The organism is Bythopirellula superficialaquae (assembly GCF_059632245.1).
The window spans coordinates 1,475,901-1,492,808 of the sequence record NZ_CP197426.1 but is presented as its reverse complement, the minus strand read 5'-3'; the positions used below and the strand labels follow the sequence as shown (position 1 = coordinate 1,492,808).

The 16,908-nt window shown below is 54.0% G+C and carries 13 protein-coding genes; 6 read left to right on the top strand and 7 right to left on the bottom strand.

What is annotated here, in order from left to right:
• The first annotated feature begins 123 nt into the window (after window positions 1-123).
• Both metH and SH678x_RS06135 read left to right on the top strand, forming a co-directional pair.
• Window positions 124-3,822, top strand: a complete 3,699-nt coding sequence (gene metH / locus SH678x_RS06140) for a methionine synthase (RefSeq protein ID WP_496922008.1) — start codon at window positions 124-126, stop codon at window positions 3,820-3,822.
• A 307-nt stretch (window positions 3,823-4,129) separates the two neighbouring features.
• Window positions 4,130-4,702, top strand: coding sequence for a TetR/AcrR family transcriptional regulator (locus SH678x_RS06135; protein WP_496922007.1), 573 nt, complete (start codon window positions 4,130-4,132; stop codon window positions 4,700-4,702).
• On the opposite strand, the gene msrA is transcribed toward SH678x_RS06135, so the two are convergent.
• Complete coding sequence (gene msrA, locus SH678x_RS06130) at window positions 4,703-5,869, bottom strand: peptide-methionine (S)-S-oxide reductase MsrA (protein ID WP_496922006.1); 1,167 nt, start codon at window positions 5,867-5,869, stop codon at window positions 4,703-4,705. It lies immediately after the preceding gene.
• Between the two features lie 457 nt (window positions 5,870-6,326).
• Between msrA and SH678x_RS06125 the strand changes: the two genes are divergently transcribed.
• Window positions 6,327-6,665 (top strand): STAS domain-containing protein, encoded by a 339-nt coding sequence (locus SH678x_RS06125; RefSeq protein WP_496922005.1) that lies wholly within the window; start codon window positions 6,327-6,329, stop codon window positions 6,663-6,665.
• 95 nt (window positions 6,666-6,760) lie between these two features.
• Here SH678x_RS06125 and SH678x_RS06120 read toward each other — a convergent pair whose 3' ends face one another.
• The 6 genes from SH678x_RS06120 to SH678x_RS06095 all read right to left on the bottom strand — a co-directional run bounded on the left by SH678x_RS06120 (window position 6,761) and on the right by SH678x_RS06095 (window position 13,557).
• Window positions 6,761-7,870, bottom strand: coding sequence for a glycoside hydrolase family 10-like protein (locus SH678x_RS06120; protein ID WP_496922004.1), 1,110 nt, complete (start codon window positions 7,868-7,870; stop codon window positions 6,761-6,763).
• Window positions 7,871-7,892: 22 nt separating this feature from the next.
• Entirely contained in the window at window positions 7,893-8,342 is a 450-nt protein-coding gene (locus SH678x_RS06115) for a hypothetical protein (RefSeq protein ID WP_496922003.1), read from the bottom strand.
• Between the two features lie 13 nt (window positions 8,343-8,355).
• Window positions 8,356-9,345, bottom strand: coding sequence for a DUF1559 family PulG-like putative transporter (locus tag SH678x_RS06110; protein WP_496922002.1), 990 nt, complete (start codon window positions 9,343-9,345; stop codon window positions 8,356-8,358).
• Between the two features lie 145 nt (window positions 9,346-9,490).
• The gene (locus SH678x_RS06105; protein WP_496922001.1) at window positions 9,491-10,819 is read right to left on the bottom strand and encodes a hypothetical protein; all 1,329 of its coding nucleotides are present in this window, start codon (window positions 10,817-10,819) and stop codon (window positions 9,491-9,493) included.
• Between the two features lie 246 nt (window positions 10,820-11,065).
• Window positions 11,066-12,202: a hypothetical protein gene (locus tag SH678x_RS06100; RefSeq protein ID WP_496922000.1), complete on the bottom strand. Its 1,137-nt coding sequence runs from the start codon at window positions 12,200-12,202 to the stop codon at window positions 11,066-11,068.
• A gap of 182 nt (window positions 12,203-12,384) precedes the next feature.
• Entirely contained in the window at window positions 12,385-13,557 is a 1,173-nt protein-coding gene (locus tag SH678x_RS06095; protein WP_496921999.1) for a XylR family transcriptional regulator, read from the bottom strand.
• Between the two features lie 177 nt (window positions 13,558-13,734).
• Here SH678x_RS06095 and SH678x_RS06090 point away from each other — a divergent pair, with 177 nt between their 5' ends.
• Genes SH678x_RS06090 through SH678x_RS06080 form a run of 3 tightly spaced genes read left to right on the top strand, consistent with a single transcriptional unit; the run spans window position 13,735 to window position 16,824 of the window.
• Entirely contained in the window at window positions 13,735-14,823 is a 1,089-nt protein-coding gene (locus SH678x_RS06090) for an anhydro-N-acetylmuramic acid kinase (RefSeq protein ID WP_496921998.1), read from the top strand.
• An 8-nt stretch (window positions 14,824-14,831) separates the two neighbouring features.
• Window positions 14,832-15,764: a Gfo/Idh/MocA family oxidoreductase gene (locus tag SH678x_RS06085; RefSeq protein ID WP_496921997.1), complete on the top strand. Its 933-nt coding sequence runs from the start codon at window positions 14,832-14,834 to the stop codon at window positions 15,762-15,764.
• Between the two features lies 1 nt (window position 15,765).
• A complete protein-coding gene (locus SH678x_RS06080) occupies window positions 15,766-16,824 on the top strand; it encodes a Gfo/Idh/MocA family protein (protein WP_496921996.1) in 1,059 nt (352 codons plus the stop codon).
• The last annotated feature ends 84 nt before the right edge of the window (window positions 16,825-16,908 follow it).

Genomic DNA, 16,908 nt, shown 5'->3' with positions numbered 1-16,908 from the left:
TCCTATAGATAAAGCGGTAGCAAAGCGGTGGCCCGACTGCATTGTAACCGGAAACCGCATTTGCGATACTTACGGGTTCGATTCACGGAATTAATCCCCCCTAATTTGCGATAATCCACAGACATGCCGCACCGCGATAGTACTGCCACGCTCGAAAACCTCCTTGAAGACCGCATCCTCATTCTTGATGGCGCCATGGGGACCCAAATCCAAGCCCTGGGGCTGGATGAAAATGCCATCCGCAGCGAACGCTTTGCCGGGCACGATCGTGACCTCAAAAATTTCGCCGATATTCTCTGTCTGACCCGAGCTGCCGACATCACCGAGATTCACCGCCGGTATCTCGCCGCGGGGGCCGACATTGTCGAAACCAATACCTTCGGCGCCAGCCCCGTGGGGATGGAAGAATTCAACCTGCCACTGTCGCTGGTCGAAGAAATCAACTTCGCGGCCGTGGCTTGCGCCCGTAAGGCCTGCGACGAGTTCACCGAACGCGATCCCTCGAAGCCCCGCTTCGTGGCGGGATCGATTGGCCCCACAACCAAACAAACGGCGATCAGCACCAAAGTCGACGACCCCAGCTATCGCGGCGTAACGTTTCAGGAAATGGAATCCTCGTATTACGCTCAAGTCGCCGCGCTGATCGAAGCAGGTGTCGATATTCTGCTGCCTGAAACGGTGATTGACACGCTAAATCTGAAAGCCTGCTTGTTTGCTATCGACCGCTATATTGCTGAGACGGGGCATCGCGTGCCGGTGATGATCTCCGGCACGTTCGACAAGGGGGGGGCGACGTTTGTTTCCGGCCAAGATGTCGAGGCCTTCTGGACCGCCGTCTCGCATTTTCCCGTGTTGTCGGTCGGCATGAACTGCGCGCTCGGGCCCGAGTTGATGCGGCCCCATTTGGAAACCCTGCAACAGATTTCCCCCGCGCGGATCAGTTGTCACCCCAACGCGGGTCTGCCCAACGAAATGGGTCAGTACGACCTTGGCCCCGCAGCTATGGCCAACTTGATTGGCGAGTTCGCCGATCAGGGTTGGCTCAACATCGTCGGTGGTTGCTGTGGCACGTCACCCGATCACATCGCGGCGATCAGCGAGCGCTTGCGCAAAGTCGCCCCGCACAAGCCTTCACGCGTCGAACCGCTGTTTCGTTTAAGCGGCACGCGGCCGATGGCGCTCCGGCCTGAAACCAATTTCCTGATGATCGGTGAGCGGACCAACGTCACGGGCTCGAAGAAGTTTGCCCGCTTGGTCAGGGAAGAGCAATACGAAGAAGCCATCGAAATCGCCCGCGGGCAAATCGAAGGCGGGGCCAACGTCATCGACATCAACATGGATGAAGGCCTGCTCGATAGCGAAGCCGTGATGACGAAATACCTGCGGCTCATCGCGGGCGAAAACGACATCGCCGCTGTCCCCGTGATGGTTGATAGCAGCAAATGGACGGTGCTGGAAACCGGTTTGCAGGCGATTCAGGGCAAGCCCATCGTCAACTCGATCAGCATGAAAGATGGCGAAGCCGAGTTCCTGCGCCGCGCACAGTTGTGTCGTCGCTATGGCGCGGCCGTCGTAGTGATGGCGTTTGATGAACAAGGACAAGCCGCCGATGAAGAAAGCAAAGTTCGCATTTGCCAACGGGCTTATAAACTGCTCACCGAGAAAATTCAGTTCCCGCCCGAAGATATTGTCTTCGATCCGAATATCCTTACCGTCGCGACCGGCATTGAAGAACACAACAACTACGCCGTCGATTTCATCAACGCCACACGGCGCATCAAGGAAACTTGCCCCGGTGTGCATGTCTCGGGGGGCGTGTCGAATGTGTCGTTCTCCTTCCGCGGCAACGACATTGTCCGCGAGGCGATTCACTCGGTGTTCTTATACCACGCCGTGCAGGCGGGTCTCGACATGGGCATCGTCAACGCCGGACAACTGGCGGTGTACGAAGATATCGAACCGAAGCTCAAGGAGTTGGTCGAAGACGTGATCCTCAATCGTCGTCCCGATGCCACGGAACGGCTCGTCGAGCATGCCGAGACGGTTAAGGGTAAATCCGGCGAAGCCATCGTGGCCGACGAAGAATGGCGTTCCGGTCCTGTCGAAGAACGTTTGAAACACGCGATCCTTAAAGGCATCGTCAAACACATCGATGAAGATACGGAAGAAGCCCGACAAAAATATGATACGTGCCTGCAAATTATCGAAGGCCCGATGATGGACGGCATGAGCGTCGTGGGTGATCTGTTCGGGGCGGGGAAAATGTTCTTGCCGCAGGTCGTGAAAAGCGCACGCGTGATGAAAAAAGCAGTGGCGTATCTCATGCCCTATATGGAAGCCGAAAAAGAAGCCGCGGGAACCGTGGGCCAAGCACGGGCGAAGATTTTGCTCGCCACGGTAAAGGGCGACGTTCACGACATTGGCAAGAACATCGTCGGCGTGGTGCTCGGCTGCAACAACTTTGAAGTCGTTGACCTGGGCGTGATGGTGCCGTGTGAAAAGATTCTCGAAGCGGCCAAGGCGGAGAACGTCGACATTATTGGCTTGTCGGGTTTGATCACGCCAAGCCTTGATGAAATGGTTCACGTCGCCAAAGAAATGCGCCGTACAGGATTTGAAAAACCATTATTGATCGGCGGAGCCACGACTAGCGCTAAACACACGGCGGTGAGAATTGCTCCCAACTACGAACATTGCGTTGCGCACGTGCTTGACGCTTCGCGCTCGGTGGGCGTGGTCGAAAAACTGATCAGCGCCGACAATAAGCCGTTGTTTGAAACCGAGAATCGCAAGTTACAACAGCAGCTGGTCACTTCCTACAACCAACGGCAAGCGGTCGCGCTGCTGCCCTACGCCGATGCTCAAGCCAAACGTTTCACCTGCGACTGGTCGACCATCGATCTCCCCACGCCCGCCTTCACGGGCACGAAGGTACTCGAAGATTTTTCGCTCACCACGCTTCGCGAGTACATCGATTGGTCGCCATTCTTTCAAACCTGGGAGCTCAAAGGCAAGTTCCCGCGCATTTTTGAAGACGAACACGTTGGCGCGGAAGCCAAGCGTTTGTTTGATGAAGCTCAGGAATTGCTCGATCAAATTATTAATGAGAAGTCGCTCACCGCGCGCGGCGTCTATGGTTTTTGGCCTGCGGCTAGCGTCGGCGAAGACATTGCCCTCTTCACGGACGAATCACGCACCAAGGAATTGTGCCGCTTCCATGGTTTGCGTCAGCAGTGGGAACGCAAAGGCCAGGACACGTATTATTCGCTCTCCGATTTTGTAGCGCCACTCTCCAGCGGACGCCAAGATTATCTGGGAGCATTTGCCGTCACGACGGGCCTTGGTTGCGATGAACTCGCCGCCAAATATCAAGCCGATCACGACGACTTCAACTCGATCATGGTGAAAGCGCTCGCCGATCGTTTGGCGGAAGCTTTTGCGGAGTACTTGCACCAGCAAGCGCGCCGCGATTGGAGCTTTGGCCAGAACGAAAACTTATCGAACATCGATTTGATCGACGAAAAGTATCGCGGCATTCGTCCGGCACCTGGCTATCCCGCGCAGCCGGACCACACCGAGAAGCGCACCTTGTTCAATTTGCTCGATGCCGAGAAACTCACCGGCATTACGCTCACCGAGCACTATGCGATGCATCCCGCGGCCAGCGTGAGCGGGCTTTACTTCGCTCACCCGCAAGCGCGCTACTTCGCCGTCGATCGCATCTCGGCAGAGCAGGTGGCCGATTACGCGCGGCGCAAGGGGATGACCATCGCTGAAATCGAGCGTTGGCTGGCCCCCAACTTGGGTTATGAACCAAGTTAGCTGCATGTGGTTGAACGCACTTCAATCTGACTATTAGAGTTGCAGCGCATACTCAGCCTGATCGCTTGCGCGTGACTAATCGCTGCAATTAGCGCTGCTAAACGGCAAGCTTTGCTTAATCGCACCCTGCAGGCGCGTGCGCATTCCTTTTCTTCGTGAAATTTGTCGTCGCGCGGTGTCACATAAATGAGCACAAGTCGCTATGACTGTTGACTTTCAGTCAATGGTCACTCGCGTTGTAGAGATTATGGTTCATACTATTCTATTCCCTGCCAGATGGGGGGGCTCACAAACAATTAAGGACGTCATGTCTTCACAAGAGCGTTTACTCGATGCGGGCCTTGAGCTTTTCCATCGCCATGGGATTCATCCCGTCGGCTTGGATCGCATTTTGTCACACGCGGGCGTGACCAAGACGACCTTCTACAAGTATTTTGAAACGAAAGAAGCCTTTGTCTGCGCCGTGCTCGACGTGTTCGCCATGCAGCTCATGAAGCAAATCGATGCACTTGCCAATCGGCCCGAAGATGCTGAGTTTAAGGATCAGCTGCTGGGCATCTTTAGCGCTTGGGACAATCTGCAGTACGACAAAACGTTCCGTGGGTGTCTGTTGATCGCCGCGGGTGTGGCCAGTGGCGATCCACATGACCCTGCCCGCAAGACGGCCATTCACAATAAGCGTCGTGTGCTGGATATTATCGAGCACACGGCCAAGCAGGCCAAAATCAATGAGCCTGCCCGCTTCGCCGCGCGACTGGGCGCGCTACTCGATAGTTCGCTCATCGCCCGGCAGCTATACGGCGACCAACTCGAGGCCGAAGAAACTTTGCAAATGGCCGAGGAATTGATCGCCGCTGCATTGTGGGAACGCGATAACTGATTACGGCGTTTCGACGGGCGCTTCCGACTCATCGGCGAGCTTTTCTTTCGCCTGCTTTTCAAGCTTGTCGGGATCACCCTTCTTGAAATCCAGCGCCGCCGAGTTGATGCAATAACGCAAGCCCGTTGGGTTGGGACCGTCGTCGAACACGTGCCCTAAATGAGCATCGCACCGCGAGCAACGCACCTCGGTGCGCAGGCCCATGCCGTGACTGCGGTCTTCGACCTCGCTGACATGCTCATTATCGGTCGGTTTGTAAAAGCTGGGCCAACCCGTGCCGGAATCAAACTTGGTCGACGACGTAAATAAAGGCATGCCGCAACGCACGCACTTGTACATGCCGGGCGCTTTGTTGTTCCAATACTCATTATCGAACGGACGTTCCGTGCCGAATTGGCAAGTGACCTGATATTGCTCAGGAGTAAGCTTCTCCTTCCAATTGATTTTGCTGAAATCAGTATCTGCGGGCATGGGCGCTTCGACCTCTTCAGTTTTCAACTTGTCGGCAAACACTTGCCGGAACTTGTCGAGCTTCGGCTGCAACACAAACCGGCAGTAAGGGACTTCGGGATTCAAGTCGTAATAATCCTGGTGGTAGTCCTCGGCCGGATAAAACGCCTCGAACTTTGTGATCTCTGTAACGACTGGAGCGCCGTAAGCGCCCGACTCGTCGAGCTTTTGCAAATACTTCTCAGCGAGTTCTTTTTGTTCGTCGTTGTGATAGAAGACGACCGACCGATATTGGGTGCCCACGTCGTTGCCCTGTTGATTGAGCGTCGTGGGGTCGTGCGTCTTCCAAAAGACTTCGAGCAACTCCTTGAACGTGATCTTCTTCGGATCGTATTCAATCTGAATGACTTCCGCGTGACCCGTACGGCCGCTGCCGACTTGATGGTACGTAGGATTCTTGCGAGCACCGCCGCTGTAGCCCGACTCCACGCTATGCACACCCTTCAACTCTTTGAAGAAGGCTTCGGTACACCAAAAACAACCGCCTCCGAAGGTGGCTTGCTCGAGGTTCGCAGGCTTGGAATCGTTCATTTTTTTCTTCTCCGTACGAGTGGGTGGCTCGGCATGAATGGCGGGCAACAGCGCGGCAACCACGCCGCACGCTATCCCAGCGACCAACAGAAAGCGAAACTTTTGGCCTAAATACTTCATCTGCATCTCAAGCCTCCAATGTGGCCGCCGCGTGGCCGTGTTCTAAAGGATGCGGCACTTATCATTATTGATGCCCGAGGTTAGGGTGCCGTTACAGAATTCGCGAGCCATGCCGTGATTTTAACGAACTCTCGCTGCAAAATCACCTGTCGACGAAAAATCGCAGTCACAAGCTGGGCATTCAAGCAGCGACGCACCTTCCCCGTTCGATCCAAGATTTCCCCAGCTAGCAATACGCCGCTCACTGTCAGTTGGTTCTTGTGAAATCGAAAATTCGAAGGGGTCGGGTTTTTCCCATCGTTTGTTTCTGTCGTTTTCGCAAGTACTCTTGTAGCTGGCCTCTGAGTCGGCGTAAGATGCGCTTGGAGGAGCATGTTAGGCAAATTCTTTTCTCGCTGCGTCGTGGCTGCCGTAGGCGGCTCTTCCTGGTAGCCACGGACATGGCATAAAGGTGGGTATTCCCATGAAAATCGATCGAGGGCCCGATTGGTTGATCGTCGCGTTGCATCCGACCGACGAACCGTACGACAACATCGCCGACCGTATGTGGGCACTGCTGAATCAGCACTTCGTCTATCGGCTGGTCTTGGAGATGGAGTATGTCGACTTCCTGCCCAGCCAACTGATGGGACAGCTCGTCATGCTGCACAAGCGCGTGCTCAAGCACGGCGGAGCATTGCGGCTTTGTGGCTTGTCGCCCGAATGCGTCGACGCGCTGCACATCTGCCGGCTGGACCAGGCGCTGCCCCATTTCATGACGCGCGAAGAAGCCGTCCGCGGCCAAGAACTCGCACGTGTGTAAGAGACGAATCGCCAAATCGTATCGCATTTGAGCCGCGAAGCAACGCGGAGCGAGTATTGGTTTCGCGTTGCAGCTTATTGATCGCTGGCGGTGAATCAGTTTTCCCGCCAAGCCGCTTCAAACCATTCGGGATGTTCCCGGATCGCGGCGTCGTAGAAGATAACTTCGCCGTTGATGCCTGCCGCCCGATTGGCTGCGATCATGCCGAGTACGTGCGCTCGATTGTTATGCATCCTGTCGGCGGTTTGGACCAGCAATCCTGGAAAGATCTTCGGATGATTCGCGTTGCTGACTTGCTTGGCGAGAATCTTCTCAAGTTCTTTCCGATAGCTGGCGACGTCTTCGCGATAGATCTGCGGACAGACTTCATCAACCCAGCCTCGGGCCACCCAAGTCGGCCAATCTTGCAAATAGTTTTGCTTGGACCAGGGGTACACGCTAGGTGCCGCAGAGATAATTGACCTCGGCGAAATTTCTTTGAGTTCATGATGCATGCGTTGCATGAATTGATTCAGTAATTGAGCTCGCCAATCAATCCAGGCCGGATCTAGCGCATCGCGCGGAGGCGATTTCCCATCGTGTTGTGCCCGATATAACTCCACCGTCCAAGGGTCGTAGCCCGCCAGGCTCGGACAGGCCGGCAGGCGATCGTCTCCTTGGACGCCGTCAACTTCATAGTTTGTCAAAATTTCCTTCAATAAACTCAAAACGAAATCCTGCACTTCCGGGCGAAACGCATTCATCCATTGGAAATTGTTCTTCGTGGCAATCTGACCATCCCAATCCCGGGCGGCCCATGTCGGGCGAGCGCGTAAAATCGGCCCGCCCGTGGGATCGTCGTACGAAGCGGCAAAGCCAAATTCAAACCAAGCAATTACGCGCATCTGTTTCGCATGTCCGGCCACAACGAACTCTTTCAAAACGTCGAAGCCTTCGTAGCGGGGATCACAACGCATGTTGAATTCGCGCTGCATGATCGCACTGGGATAGACCGTGTACCCCCGATTCCAGACAACGACATACAGCGTGTTCACGCCGACGCGATCAGCAAGCTCGACAAATTCGCGTATGCTTGCGGGACTTTGCAATGACTCGGAGCCGACATTTGCGACCCACACGCCACGCACGGGTGGCGGTTCCGCGCCGAGAGAATGACTGTCGAGACCCAGCAATTGAGTGAAGAGAATCACAGCATATCTGAGCACTCGATTCATCTTGGGCTCAGCGCTATTTTGGAAACTGAATAGGTGGACCCGTAAGACGAAAATCGAACGGCTCGTTTTCGCCGGACTTCACATCCGCGGTCAGTCCACTCATTTCAAAAGAGGTGTATTGCTGAGGAATAAGTAGCCGGCCAATCGAACGTTCACCTGCCACCGGTTTGGCCTGCTCACCAGGAGCTTGCGAAGAGTAGCAATTGATGCGCACCTTTTGGGGACCGACGGTGGCTCCATCGCCGGGGCGAAACGAGGCCATCTCGAACGTGCCGTCGGACTGAATCTGTCCCGTAGCCGGTTGTCCCCGCTCCGGCTGAAACATGATCGAGCCGTACGGTAAAGGCTGATCGTTGTAATAAACTGTGCCTCGCGCGGGCGCGGTCTCTGGCCCTTCCTTGCAACCTGGCAACAGCAAAAGGAGCAATAGAAGGAGCAAAGCCTTGCCACATGAGTTGCTCACGACAATCGGCACGCTAGATTCCGGAAGTGTCGACAACTTCTTCCCCATTACAAGTGGCGAGGGCTTTGTAGGTTACTAAATCGATGTCATCCGACAGGACATGCACGCTGCCATCGATATGAGCCGTCTGGATCACCCCTGGATGATAACTTCCCAGCGGCAAGTAATTGAAGGGGACCGGCGTATTTTGCCTGTGTACACAGATATTGGGGGCATTTTCAAGGACCTTCATCGCATAGGGGACATCGCCAAAACCAGCCACATACCAAGGTCGGACATTTCCGGGAACGTCTTCGGGTACGACTTCCTGAAACTGGCAGTTAACATGTACGTATTCGCCAATCAACATTGTATTGCTTTGTCCGTCGGTAATTTCACCCAGGCCGCGAGCTTTGCCAATAGGCGGGTCAAATTTACCCGGCCCAGACTTCTGCATCGTGAAGGCGCCGTTGTCGGGGATCGCGCCTTCGCCGGAGGAGATAGTCGTCTGGCCAGACTTCAATGCTCCGGCAACGCCGGCATAAGTCACCAGGGCTCCCAGCCGATACTCAAAATTGGGAGGCGCGGATTGATTAACACGATCATATGGCCAACTGGGACAGATGTAGGTTTCCACCAAATGATCGCGAGCAGGGTCGTTGAAATAGGGTGTGCTCGTCGTGTAGAAATCGCGATCCTGCAAATTGTAAGCGGCTTGTTGTTCCATGTAAGGAAGGATGGAGGAGAACAAACCGGTCTTCACAAAATTCCGACGAGTATCAATCGTGTCTTCCAACACGCGTCCATACCCCATTGGTAATTCGCGTTTCGTCGACATGTAATTTTGCGCGCCCAAGCCCATCTGGTGCAGATTATTACTGCATTGGGCCCGCCGCGCAGCTTCGCGAGCGGCTTGAACGGCCGGGAGCAACAAAGCCACTAACACACCAATGATCGCAATCACGACCAGCAGTTCTACCAGTGTAAAAGCCTGTCTACTAAGAGTTGGGCGAACAAGCGACATGGCAATGGCTCACTTCCGATGTTAAATAAAAATCGCCAAAGGCGGTAATAAAGGCGCGTCGTCCTCAACCATTTTCACGATCTTCAGCACAATGATTCATGGGTGCCTGCTACCCCTGTCAGGCACCCATGAGTTAATCGAATATTCAGCGGCCGTTTCGTTTCAGCCCTGCCATACAACCAAGAGCGACCGCCAATATCGTGAGCGAACCTGGCTCGGGCACGGCTCCAATAGCCGCAAGTGCCCCACCATTATAGGCGCCTTGCCAAGCTGCTAAATCTGTTGCACTAAACGGATCAGGGGACTCGCCACGTTGCCAAGCCAGAAAATCACGCCCAGTGACAACTCCATCCCCGTTAAAGTCCCCTGGAACAGAGCTCTGGTCACCAACCTGAAAGATGTGAATCAAAGCACTTGAGGTATCAAGGATCGCCAGCGTTTGTGTGGCAGCATCGAAATCATAGTCGTACCAACCTGCTGAAGTGGCAGGCAAGAAAGCCGTGGTATCGGCGTTCGGTAGGAAAGTGAAATTCATCGACTGAGAAACGCCAGTCGTTGTGACAAGCTGATTCACCGTGAAGAAGTCTTGTCCAGTGGCACCCACGGCACGGTTATTGTAAATGACCAAGTCCCCATCATCCGTTGTGTTGAGAAACGCCAGATGTTGAAAATTCACGAAGGGGGCATCGGCATTATCAACAATCTTGACATTCAAAGATTGATTCGTCGCGTTATCGGCACTTCGCTTGGCAAAGAACAAATCATTATTCGAACGGATGTACATGTCACCGGTTTCGGGATCAAACGTGATATCGCGAGTGTTGCCAGCTGATCCCCCCGTGGGAATCCAAATCATGCCATCGGCGGGAGTCCAGATATCCGTCCCGGTGGCCGCATCGAGTAAAGAACGTCGCCCACTACCAAACGATTCCACATAAGCGACACCAGTCCCTTGGGCCGCATTTCCACCCGGGAAACCAGGATCAAAAGCTACACCGCTGTCACCCCGTTCTTGATACGACCAAAGCTTGGAATTATCGCTCGTGTCAAAAAGCTGTAATCCATCAACGGCGGGTCCTTCGGGCGATGTGTTGCTAAACCCGTCGCTAAACGAAGCCGCAAGGCGTGTTCCATCGGAATTGAGGTCCAGGCCTGTATAGCCACGTCCCGCGGGCGTCACCTGAGTGCTCATTAGCGAACTGTAGGTGGGGGTCACCAGTCCGGTCGCCGTCGCATTGGTAATCTCGATAATGCTGGTGACCGCATTCACCGAAGGGGGAGCAATACCACTGTTGTTGTAGCCTGCGACATAAAGCTTCGAGCCGTTCCAGGCCATAGCTGTCGCAGCCACACCAATAAAATTCTCATCCGGCGGGGGCAAGGGATCACCTGGCGCGACTGTCGGATTCCCCGTGGCACTGATATTAAAGCGGGCAATTTCGGTAAAATCGACGCCCTGCGTAGGGACTGTCATTGAAAAAACACAAATCAAGACCAACACACAACTGGAAAAGCCACGGGCTGTCATCGCCATATCTCCGTCAGAATGTTTATTTGGATCGTGTTGTCGGCAAGAAGCATACTCGCCCGAAATCAATCAAAGCGTCCAGAAAAGTAGGCCGAAATGTATATTAACTTTTCACTGCGAAATGTCGCTCATTCAAAACCGCCCGCAGCCAACGAGGCTGGCTGCGGGCAGTTATTTATAGTTACCTCAAACTCAGTTGCGGCGCCCACGTAAGGCACCCATCAAGCAAACTCCCATACCGCAGAGCACGAGGCTTGTAGGCTCCGGCACTGTGGTGAGTTCGAAGGCCTGAATACCGTTATTGGTATCCAGGGAGTAAATAATGGCCTTACGATAAGTGGTCTTACCGATGGCCACGGCCCCTGAGGCGTTACCATTGGCGTTGGCAGGCGCGAGTAGAGTGTTGTTCCCTTGCGCTATCTCAACAGGATTGTTGGGATCGGAGAGATCATAGACAAACAAGCGAGAATTTGCTCCCGGTGTGAGACTGTTCCCATTTGTCTGCTGAACTGCCCAAACAGGAATACCGTTTCCGAGTACAACATAATCCATCGGTCGTAGGGTCGAACCGGGTGCCAGGCCGTTGGTCGCAACTTGACCAGCCGTTAGCAGTCCAGGATTGATATCCACTACTGTGGTTATGTTATTGTTACCACGCCCGATAACTGTATCGTTATCGGTAAAAGTAATACCCAAGTGAAACGACTGGGCAGGTGGATTGGGTGGGCCAGCGATCGTCACGGCATTGCCAGCGTAGTTTTCGCCATCAACAGTCGTGAAAATCGAGAAGTTATTGAAACCGGCCGTGTTGTGACCAGCAACGATCCGGGTGTTACTGCCACTGCCAATCACATCGAGAGTATCTCCTAAGCGAGCAGCAACGGTGCCTCCTGAAAAAGCAACTGAGGGAACCGCGCTTTCGTCATCCCAGCGATAAATCTTGTAAGGGGAGGTCGCGCCCGTGGAGTTTGTGGTTAAATTGGCGGCATAGATAGCTCCGTCACCCGCCACTCCAATAGCATTCAGAGCAAAAGTACCACCGGAGACGCCAGTCACATCGAGAGTCCCGTTATCGGCTCCGGTGACACCATCAAACTTCTGGACAAAAGTTCCACCCGTGCGGCTGACCAGCAAAACATTGCCTGACACAGGATTGTAAGCCAGTCCACGCTGGTTGTTGTCATTCGCAACTCGAGGATGATCCCCCGGAGCGATCCAACCGTCACCACCACCAAACGTTGAAAGTGCGGTTAGTGTGGCGGCTTGAAGCGAGCCAAAACACTGAAATGCGATGGTCAAACAGAGTAACGGAAACACTAATTTCTTCATTAGACACCCCTCGGCACAGATGAACGGACGGAGAAAAGCTATCGATGGCTACGAAAAATCCAACTCTAGTATGCTAGCCAGTTTGTCAGTCAGGACAAAATGAATCTGCGCAATTCTTTCCACTAAAAGCGCACAGGAAGCCGATGTCTCTTAGCCATAGCGGTAAAGTGAAAGCCGCTTTTTTAGCTCTGATGGAGCTGTTTGCGAAACGCGAGCGGTGTTAGTCCATACCGTTTGCGAAAGGCTACTCCAAATTGAGTGGCGCCGGCGTAACCGCAGACGGTCGCTATCGATTCCACGGAATCATCGGTTTGCGTCAGGAGTTGCTTACCTCGTTCAAGGCGTATATGACGGATTTCTTCGGCGGGCAACCGGCCGAAATATCGCTTGAACTGAAGTTCTAGATAACGTCGCGAAACAGGAACTTCGCGGAGAATGTCGTCCACCACGATGCCTTGAAAAGCATAATTCTGTATAAAACGCATCGCCTTCACGATCAAAGGATCGCCAATGGCCATCGCGTCGGTCGACTGATTGCCAATAACTCCGAGCGGAGGCACGATGATTGGATCGACGTGCTTGACGTTTCCCCGGATCATCTCGTCGAGCAATTTGGCCGCTTCAAAGCCGATTCTCTGGCCGGCGACCAGGATACTGGAAAGCCGAGGCGTGCAAAGCTCGCAGAGCAAATCATCGGTGTCTCCCGCCAAAATTGCTACTTCATCCGGCACGGCAACGCCTTCCATGTTGCAGACTTCCGCAAGGTCACGGGCCCGGCGAGCATCAATCGCCAAAACGGCAACCGGTTTCGGAAGCCCACTCAGCCAACGTAATACGCGGTTGTGTTGCTCATCGCGATCAACGCGGCGACTCACACGATAGCCGGGACGATACACATGGCAATCAAAGCCCCGATTGACCAGTGCGGCGTTGAATTCCAGTTCACGACTCTTGGAATACTCCGTGCTGGGTGGGGCGTAGAAGGCAAAATTGCTGAAGCCACGTTCGCGAAAATGTTCGACGGCTAACTGTGCGCGTTTTGCTTCATCTGTCTGCACCCGACCGATTCCCGCCAGATCGATGATTACGTCGTCGACGTTCACCGCCGGTAACTGGGAATTCAAAATTTCGTCCACCTGCAAAGGCGAACTGATACGCGCGATGATCCCGTCGCCTCGCCAACGATCGGGGAGTGACCAACGCTGACTATAATCGCGAGGCGCGACAAGCAAATGCCAGGGACCATGCTTATCGGAATAGTTGGCAACCCCTTGCACGATGCTGCGCCCCCAGGTGCTGTCGGTTTCAACCAGCACGGCGATTTCACGCACTCGGGACTTGTCGATCTGAATCATGCCGGATGTGGGTAGGAAGGAAGTGGATCTCCGCAGCTGCGAGCTTGCTCTAATCCATAATAACGTGCGTGCGCAATCAGTGGAAAAAATATCGCTAATTGTTAGTTGGCTCGAATAACAGAGTGATAAACTGAGGTTTCGCACCTACTTTTTCTGGTTCGCAAGAGTTAATGCTTGATGTCGTCCGCTTTTCTCTATCGCTCCATCGGGCTTATAAGTTCAACGTCTGGCGACGGAGTGAAAGCAGCTGTCATTGATACGGACGGACGCGATGTGATCAGACCTCTGGGGGGGATCTCGCTCGATTACGCGGAACAACTCCGCTGGCGGATTTTAGAAGCAACCCAGAATGATCTACCCACCACCGAAATCCTGCGGTTAGAAAAGTCATTAACCAATCATCACATCGATGCTTTTCGCGTCTTGTCGGAAACCTATCCCTCTGAAGTTGAATCTGCGCAATTGGTGGGTCTAAATGGCCACATGATCCGCTATCTCCCCAGCGAAGGCCTAGCCTATCAAATCGGAAACCCTTGGCAGCTTTCCGAAGGAATTCGGCTACCGGTCGTGAGTGATTTTCGCCGGCACGACATGGCGATAGGGGGTGAAGGTGACCCGCTAATTGCGATGTTCCACTGGGCACTCATGGCCGAGGAACCACGCCCGGCATTAATGCTTAACATTGGTTCCGTGGCGAGCGTAACTTGGTTGAGCAAGCAAAACGAGATCATCGCGGGGACGACCGGTCCCGGTGTGGGGTTGCTCAATGAATGGGCCCAAGAGATGGGGGGCGTACAACACGACCTCGACGGGCGACTGGCGTTGGAAGGAACCGTCAACACGGCGGTTGTCGAGGAATCGCTTTCCGCTCCATTCTTTCAGCGGCCGCTCCCCAAGGCCGCGGGATTGCATGAGTTCGATCACATCGACGTCGCGAGTTTGAACGTGGCTGATGGCGCCGCAACTCTGTGCGCGATCACCGTCGAAGCCTTTGCTCGTGCGGCGAAAAAGCTACCTGATCTCCCAGAGCTGCTATGGGTGACAGGTTCGGGAAGCGATCATCCGTTAATTCATCGCATGCTAAAAAAGCATTTTGCCATGGTGAAAACTGTCAGCGAACGCGGACTGAATTCACGTTGGATGTCTGCGGAGTGCTGCGCCTGGCTGGCTGTCCGGCAAGTGCGCGGATTACCCATCACAACCCCTGAAACAACTAACTGCCGTTTGGCGGACTGCGGCGGATTCATTACACGCCCGCTGGATTAGGAACTGATATGGCGAACAAGCGCATCGGTCTTGTTGACTACCAACTCGATAACTTTCACGCCCGAGTTTATCTCGCCGCGGTCCGCGGTGTGCTTGCTCAGCGCGGCTATGAGATCGTGGGCGCAACTGCCTGGGATTCCGCGAGCAGTCGACCCTGGGCCGACAAGAACGCGGTGACCTATTTTGACACCGTGAAAGAACTTGCCGACGTCGTCGACAACTTTATGGTCTTAGCACCCGCTAACCCCGAGTTGCACTTGGAAATGTGCGAGCAGGTTCTACCGTTCGGCAAGCCGAGTTTTATCGACAAAACGTTTGCACCGAATTTCGCGGTTGCCCAGCAAATTTTCGACATGGCGGCTGCACACAACACCCCGATTCAAAGTACGTCGGCCTTGCGAACGAGTAATATTCAAGAGGAGTTGGCTAAGTCGGCCGAGTCCTTGCGTTCGATGTTTATCACCGCAGCGGGACCAACATTTGAAGAATATGGCATTCACCCGGTCGAGCTAGCGATTAGTTGTATGGGCCCAGCGGTAGAATCGCTGATGTGCGCGGGTTCAGACATCCACCCGCAGTTCCTCCTGCTTTTTTCCGACGAGCGGACGGCCGTGATCGATTTCAATACTCAGGCCGAATTGCCATTCACCGCAACCTTGCTCACTCCTAGCGGGGCAGAGCACGTCGTCGTGGCCGGCGATCAACTTTTCGTCAAAGCCGCAGCAAGCATTCTCGACTTTTTTGATGCAGGAATCGCGCAGATCGACCGCAGCGAAACACTTGTGATCCGCCGGATTCTCGACATTGTGGAAAGTAACCCATCACGACACACGCTGATTTCACTCAATTCCGTAACTACACAGCAGACAATCAAGGGTCCGCATTGGAACAGCGCAACGCGAACTTCATCGCAACGAATTGCGCCATTGGAGAAGGCATAACATGAAGATTGGAATCATTGGCGCAGGAGCCATAGGCAAGAAGCACGCCGAGGCGGCCGTCAAGGCGGGAGCGACCATTAGTTGGGTCATCGATATCGACCCCAACCTTGGTCCCGCGTTGGCAGATGAGTATTCGGCGAGCTATTCAGAATCTCCGCAAGCATTGTGGGACGACGCAACAACGACGAGTGTCATCATCGGCGTCCCCAATTGGCTCCATAAGTCGCTTGCCATCGCCGCGCTCTCCGCGGGGAAAGATGTGTTTCTCGAAAAGCCGATGGCTCTGAACGTTGTACAATGCCAAGAGATTGCCCACGTAGCGGAGTTGCATAACCGCATTCTGCAAATTGGTTACGCTCATCGTTACACGGGTGTCGGACAAATCGCCAGTGAGTTGATTCAGCAAGGCAAGCTTGGCAACATTTATCACGCGCGGGCAAACTTATTCTTGCGCCGCGGCGTGCCTGGGTTAGGAAAATGGTTCACTAACAAAGAATTTTCCGGTGGTGGATCACTGATTGACGTCGGTGTCCACCTGATCGACTTGTCTCTCTTTTTGCTCGATTTTCCCCAGCCAACGCAAGTCTTGGGACAAACCTACCAAAATTTTGGTCGCCGGATGAAAGGCTATGACTACGAGAACATGTGGTCAGGCCCGCCGAATTACGACGGCATTTGCGATGTCGAAGATTCCGCCGAGGCGCTGGTCAAGTTCACGAATGGCGCGACACTCGAACTCCATGTTGCTTGGGCCGGCAATTATCCAAGCAAATTGATGCCTGTGTCGCAGGTGGCTGTCCTGGGTGACCAAGGGGGACTCGCCTTTGAACTGTTCGGCTCTGAGGTGCATCTCGCCCAAGTCGAACAAGGCAAACTCTCCGACTCAGCCCTACCCGTGGTGGATGACGACTTTTTTCTTAAGCAGTTTCGTGATTTCATGCAGAGCGTTAAGCAGCGAGAACCCTTGGGTCCCACTCCCCAGCAAGCCATCGCCGTCCAATCGCTGGTCGAAGCGATTTATGAATCTAGCCACGTCGGTCAAATTGTCGAGCTCGTATAAAAAACTGTGATTACTGCTCTTCCATTTAACATGCCGCTTGCAGCTGTTCATTACGCTGATGTTTTGATCATCGTAATTTACATG